The sequence below is a fragment of the Vibrio sp. Vb1166 genome (assembly GCF_033338695.1).
Taxonomy (GTDB): Bacteria; Pseudomonadota; Gammaproteobacteria; order Enterobacterales; family Vibrionaceae; genus Vibrio; species Vibrio alginolyticus.
The window spans coordinates 77211-83519 of sequence record NZ_JAWOTE010000003.1 but is presented as its reverse complement, the minus strand read 5'-3'; the positions used below and the strand labels follow the sequence as shown (position 1 = coordinate 83519).

The 6309-nt window shown below is 44.3% G+C and carries 4 protein-coding genes and 1 pseudogene; 2 read left to right on the top strand and 3 right to left on the bottom strand.

The features are described 5' to 3' along the window. Both R7E51_RS04770 and R7E51_RS04765 read left to right on the top strand, forming a co-directional pair. Window positions 1-390, top strand: a pseudogene (locus R7E51_RS04770) (hypothetical protein); the annotation flags it as partial. A 4-nt stretch (window positions 391-394) separates the two neighbouring features. Then, window positions 395-2041 (top strand): BatD family protein, encoded by a 1647-nt coding sequence (locus R7E51_RS04765; RefSeq protein ID WP_170894185.1) that lies wholly within the window; start codon window positions 395-397, stop codon window positions 2039-2041. A 129-nt stretch (window positions 2042-2170) separates the two neighbouring features. Here R7E51_RS04765 and R7E51_RS04760 read toward each other — a convergent pair whose 3' ends face one another. The 3 genes from R7E51_RS04760 to pstA form a co-directional block, all read right to left on the bottom strand. Continuing rightward, entirely contained in the window at window positions 2171-4294 is a 2124-nt protein-coding gene (locus R7E51_RS04760; protein ID WP_169628871.1) for a sensor domain-containing diguanylate cyclase, read from the bottom strand. A 327-nt stretch (window positions 4295-4621) separates the two neighbouring features. After that, window positions 4622-5371, bottom strand: a complete 750-nt coding sequence (gene pstB / locus R7E51_RS04755; protein WP_005375156.1) for a phosphate ABC transporter ATP-binding protein PstB — start codon at window positions 5369-5371, stop codon at window positions 4622-4624. Between the two features lie 60 nt (window positions 5372-5431). Then, the gene (gene pstA / locus R7E51_RS04750) at window positions 5432-6295 is read right to left on the bottom strand and encodes a phosphate ABC transporter permease PstA (protein WP_005383923.1); all 864 of its coding nucleotides are present in this window, start codon (window positions 6293-6295) and stop codon (window positions 5432-5434) included. Window positions 6296-6309: the final 14 nt, after the last annotated feature.

Genomic DNA, 6309 nt, shown 5'->3' with positions numbered 1-6309 from the left:
CAACAGCAACAGCAACAGCAACAGCAACAGCAACAGCAACAGCAACAGCAACAGCAACAGCAACAGCAACAGCAACAGCAACAAAAGTCTCAAAACGAAGGGAAAGAAGCGCAAGGACAACAGTCACAAAATCAGCAAGATTCTGAAAATAAAAAAGAAAAACAAAAAACGGAACAACATCAACCGCAACGAGATGACAAGCAAGTGAAGGATCAAGGTGAACCAATACAGGCTAAAGCGCATCCCGAAAAAATGCATCAGGATGATCCTGAGTTCCGTCGACTAGAAGCAGTAGAAAGTGCTCGCGACCCAAGCTTTTTGATCCGTGCGCAAATGCAACTTCAAGCGCAACAAAAACAACCTCCACAACAATCTCAAAAGGAGTGGTAAGCCTGTGATGAACAAAGGCGTAAAACTGGTCTTTATTTTTGTGGCCAGCCTAATATCCAGTTTCTCGGTGATGGCACAGACACTTCAAGCTAGTGTGAATAAAACACAAGTAGCCAAGAATGAAGTGATTAACCTCAGAATCATTTCAGATACTGAGCTCAGCTCAGACTCAATCGACTTCAGTGTTCTAGAGAAAGACTTCTTCTTAGGTCAACCTCGTTATGGCCGCTCTAGCAATAACATTAACGGAAGAAAATCAGTGCGTACCGAGTGGAGTATCTCAATTGCACCAATGAAAGAAGGTGTTCTGACTATTCCAAGTTTTTCCGCTGATGGTATGAGAACGGAGCCGATCAAACTGCGTGTCAACGCGAGCCAAACAGACCCCAATCTTGATGATCTATTTAGCTTCAATATTACGGTCGACAACAGTACGCTCTACCCTCAGCAATCTGCAACATTACGTATACAACTTCTAATTAAAGCGGACACTCGACGCCTAGATAACCCGCAAATAGTACCTCCGCAGATTAAAGGCATGAAGCTTGAGGCACTGGGTGGCTTACAACAAAGACAGAAGATCTTAAATGGGTTAGAAGTAGCGGTCATAGAGCAGTCGTTTCGCTTAACGGCCAATCAACCAGGCACTTATACCTTGATAGGTCCTAAACTGACCGGTTCTTATATTTATGGCGACAGCTTGACGGGCTCAACCAAAATAATGCCTATCAACACCAAAGCGGAACGCATGCCAATCACGGTCAAACCGATTCCGAGCGAATTTAAAGGTGAATGGCTTCCTGCTTCAGCGTTAGAAATGACACAGAGCTGGCAAGACGATCAAGGTAATCTACTGTCGACTAACGCGATCAACACAGTAAAACAAGGCTCTTCACTCACTCGAACCATTCAAGTTAAGGCTCGCGGTACACAAGCCGAATATCTGCCACGAGTCAATATTAGTTACCCGAGTTCACTGCGCGTGTATCCCGAACAACCTAAGTTCGATAGCGCGAGAGATGGCACCGTTACCATGACGGTGAAGCAAGTCATTATTCCTACAGAGGCCGGGAAATATACCTTACCAGGATACGACTTGAACTGGTGGGACAGTCAAAATGATGAAGCGAAGAAAACAACGTTACCAGAGCTAACATTAGACGTAGAGAAAAATGACACTGGGCTAATCACGTTGCCGGAATCGCCTCTTTCAGCGCCTTTAGTGTCAGCCCCTAGTCCTGAATCAAGCGGCGATGTAAACAGTCTCTGGCGAACATTAACCTTTGTTTTCCTAGGGCTTTGGATAATGACATTGGGAATCGCTATTTGGGCATGGAAAAAGCGGTCAATAACAGCGAGTGGAACGGTTTCAAATACTGAACAACCACTTTGCATCGACGCGCTAAAAAAAGTCATCGAAGAGGGCGATGCTGCGAAAATTGAACGCTCTGTAAATGAGTATTTAACCACTCATCAAGACAGGCTAAACCCTGGCGACGTACAAGCAATTAAGCAAGAGCTTAATGCCATGAATCAAGCGTATTTTAGTGCTAACCAACAACCTTGGAGCCCTGATTCGCTGCTAGCGAAAATTCAAAACCTTGGCAAAGCAAACGTAACAAAAACCGACCACCAGCTCGAAAAGCTATAAATAACTAGATAACAATGGCAGCTCTCATGAGCTGCCAATTCTCTTATCCGGCCAAATTTGCTTTAGCGGTTTTATCTAGAGCACCAACCGCCGCCCCCTTCCCTATCAAGTTGCTCTTATGAACATCACTCACTTAACAAACACTTGGGGCTCGTATTCGTATCGCCTTACACAATTTCGCCCATGATTCTTCGCTTGATAGAGTGCCTTATCCGACAACTGATATAAATGGTCGAAATTAAAGTCTTTGCCTTTCGCTTTATAACAGGAGTAACCGACTGAAACGGTAAGTAACTCCCCTTCTGGGTTATGTCGATGCTTTATCCCCTCGCCCTCGATGCACTGACGAATGCACTCTGCTCTCAGTCGAACCTCCTCTTGCTCAGAACCAATCATGAGCAATGCAAACTCCTCACCTCCGATACGGCAAAAAACTTCATCTTCACCTTTGGTATGATGATCCAAGATATAGCCAATTCGCATCAATGCGATATCGCCTTCGAGATGACCATAGTGATTATTGAATAAGCCAAAATGGTCAATATCAATCAGGATCAGGCCAAACGACATGTCGTCTTCATACTCTAGGGCACAATATTTTTGCATCACATGTTCTAACATGCGGCGATTACCAAGACGCGTCAAAGGATCGAGCTTAGAAAGTACCTCAAGCTGTCGATTGGCTTCCTCTAACTCTTTTGTTCGGTTCTGAACCTCCAGCTCTAAGTTTTCGTTTAGTTCGCGAATCGCCTCTTGAGCTTGAGTACGTTGCAATACTTCAGCTAAGCTGGACGCGAACATACGAATCACTTCACGTAACTGAGAAGTTAAGGGCGCACGTGTCAGCAAATTATCAACAGCGATAAAGGCGATAGGACCACTGCTATTTGAAGTCAATACCGTCATCGCAGCCCAACCAAAGCCAACAATATTACAGTCATGATAAATAGGCACTGATTCTTCAAATGCGACTTCGTTTGGCATTGAGCGAGCCAGATTTATAAGAGAGAAATCTTGGGTTTCGCCAAAGAAGTAAGATTCATCCACCACATTACCTTGAATATCGGTACCCCACGTTCCTTGCATGTAAGAGCAATTTTCATCAGTTAAAAACACCGCCATTCGATCAATACCAAGATTTTTAATGGCGAAAGTGACGGCCGATTTGCATACTCCACTGACAGTAGTGCAACGTGATAACTCAACCATGCTTGAATGCAGCATGCGTACGTTTTGTTCTTGGCGCTTACGAATGTAAATTTGAGAGAAGAGTGAACCAAACGAGTCCAACATCTGTTTTTGATATGCCGTTATCGGCTTACGATGAATAAAGTTATCTAGCGCGAACCACCCAAACGGTTCATTGCCATCGCGTAAAATCAACATCGCATTCCAGCCCTGCCCGATGACCTTGCCTGCTGTGTATATTGGCGCGTCTTCTACAATAACTAAGTTGCTCTCGAGGCTAGATAACGCGGTGATATACTCCTCGCTAAGTTGGTGTAAATCGTATTGTGTGTGAAATTCATCAATCGTAATTCCTGACTCATCCGTGCCGTATGTACCACTGAAGCTGCGCTTTTTCATATCGAGAAGCATCAGTGTAGAGCGATCAAACCCAAGTCGTTCACGTAACGCTTCGACGGCTTTGTAGTACAAGTCCTTTAAAGAATCAGGATTAGAGATTTCGAGTGCAACTTGCTGAACTAACTTCATATTTTCGATAAAGCGCTCGCGTTGGCTAATCTCATCAACATATTGCGCTTCACGAATATCTCTGTGCCTGATCTCTTTCGAGGCATTTTTTTCAGCACGAATACATTGCCAACGCGCCGCTGCGAGTTGCATTGCGTCGTAACTTTCTTCATAGATATTATGTGCCGTGCGAGCATGTACAGATTGAATCAGTAGGTAGGTACGTTTGATAGGCGTGTTGTCGAGCATCATGATGTAACTATCACCGCCTAAATCTCGGGTGTGATTCCAGTTACAAGTGTTGATCGCCAGAGGTATGATGCTTTCAGAGGTGTCAAACTGACTTGCCCACTCCCAGAATGTCTCAGGATAGTTTTGGGTTGGGTAAAGCTCTCCGCGAGAGAAGCTCATCGAATGACGAGGGTTAATTGAAGGATCTTCAAAAATAGCGAGGGCTTGAGGGGAGAACAGACTCTCTAAATGATCAAAGATTGCCTCCGCTAGCAACCGATGGTCCCTCGTTGAAGACACTTTTCTTGTAAAACTTCTTAAACTCACCCTACCAACCTAATCTACTTTTTTATCCTCGATAAAAAACTACTTAGGCCATGATATGCAATCAATACGTTCAAATTTGAGCTGTTAAGTCATTCGCAAAATTATCAGACTTAGTGTTACATTCGAGAGCTCTTCAGCACTTTTAAAGCCATGTTTCACATAAGTTACATGCTTTATAAACTGGGGAGGAAAGTTGTACTCATTTACAAGATTTTTGTGTTGGTAGATGTTTTAAGCCTACGACTTAAAAAGAAAAAGGCCCCTCATCAAGAGGGGCAAAGTTACCATCGCTTATAGTTATTTAGTTATGCTTGTAAATACGGTGGATTAACCGAAATCACCATTTACGTAGCCTTGAGTACGGTCGTCTTGAGGGTTGCTAAAGATCACTTGCGTATCGTTGTGCTCAACCAGTTCACCCATTAGGAAAAACGCAGTGCGGTCAGAGATACGACGCGCCTGTTGCATTGAGTGAGTCACGATAACGATGGTGTAGTTCTTCTTTAGCTCTTCCATCAGTTCTTCGATTTTGTGTGTCGCAATTGGGTCAAGTGCCGACGTTGGCTCATCCATCAGAATCACATCCGGCTCCATCGCGATTGTACGTGCAATACATAAACGTTGCTGCTGACCACCAGAAAGACCGAATGCGTGTGATTTAAGGCGATCTTTCACCTCATCCCAAAGTGCAGCACCGCGCAGCGAACGCTCTACCACTTCATCAATTGTCTTTTTGTCTTTGATACCTTGAGCACGTAAGCCGTAAGCCACGTTCTCGTAAATGCTCATCGGGAATGGGTTTGGCTTTTGGAATACCATGCCGACTTTGATGCGAAGGTCAGCAACATCAATGTTGCCGTAAATATCTTCGCCGTCCATCGCCAATTTACCTGTAATTTTCACGCCTTCGATTAGATCATTCATTCGGTTCAAACAGCGTAGAAGCGTTGATTTTCCGCAACCTGACGGGCCGATAAGTGCAGTTACTTGGCGAACTGGAATTGGTAAGTTGATCGATTTCAGTGCTTGGTTGTCACCGTAGAATAGGTCTAGGTTTTCAATATCAAATTTGTTCATTGTCTTAATCTCTTAATTCTTGAATTCGTGTCTTTTAACGTGCGTTCTTAATTAGTGTTGTTAGTAAGTTGCGGTGTTAAAACGTCTAGCAATCAGTTTCGTTACCATGTTGATCAAGAGAACAACTACGATAAGCACTGTTGCCGTACCGTAAGCCTGATTCCATTCTTCAACGGTAAACAGTTCGGTAGTCAGTTTGTATAGGTGAACGGTTAGCGTACGACCTGAATCCAATAAAGAATCCGGAATACGTGCAACCATACCTGCTGTCAGGAATACTGGAGCAGACTCACCAATGACACGACCAATACTTAGAATGACCGAGGTTAAGATACCTGGCATTGCGCTTGGAAGAATCAAACGCCAGATAGTGTAAATCTTAGAAGCACCGAGGCCATAAGAGCCTTCACGGTAAGTTTGTGGCACTGCCATCAGCGCTTCTTCCGTTGTACGGATGATCACTGGCAGGATTAGGATACTTAGCGTCAATGCACCCGATAGAATCGAGAAGCCAAGGCCAAGAATCGCCACGAAGAAAGTCATACCAAACAGGCCGAAAATGATCGACGGGATACCCGCCAATGACTCGGTACAGAATCGGATGATTTTCACCAAACGACTGCCCACTTTCGCGTATTCGGTCAAGTAGATTGCCGTCATGATACCGAGTGGCGCTGCCACTGCGATAGAAGCGATAACCATGTAAATGGTCGCCACAATCATTGGGAAGATACCGTGCTCTTCACCTGTGCGCGTATAGTTATCAGTAATGAAGTTCCAATCTACGTGTTGTAGACCGTTTGATAGGATGTACCAGATAATCCAGAACAAAAAACCTACCGTTAGTGCTGCCGAGATCCAGACAAATGCGTTAAAGACATTATCTTTGAACTGGCGTGCTTTTTTCAGTTTTGCGCGATCCATAAAAGTCACCTTTA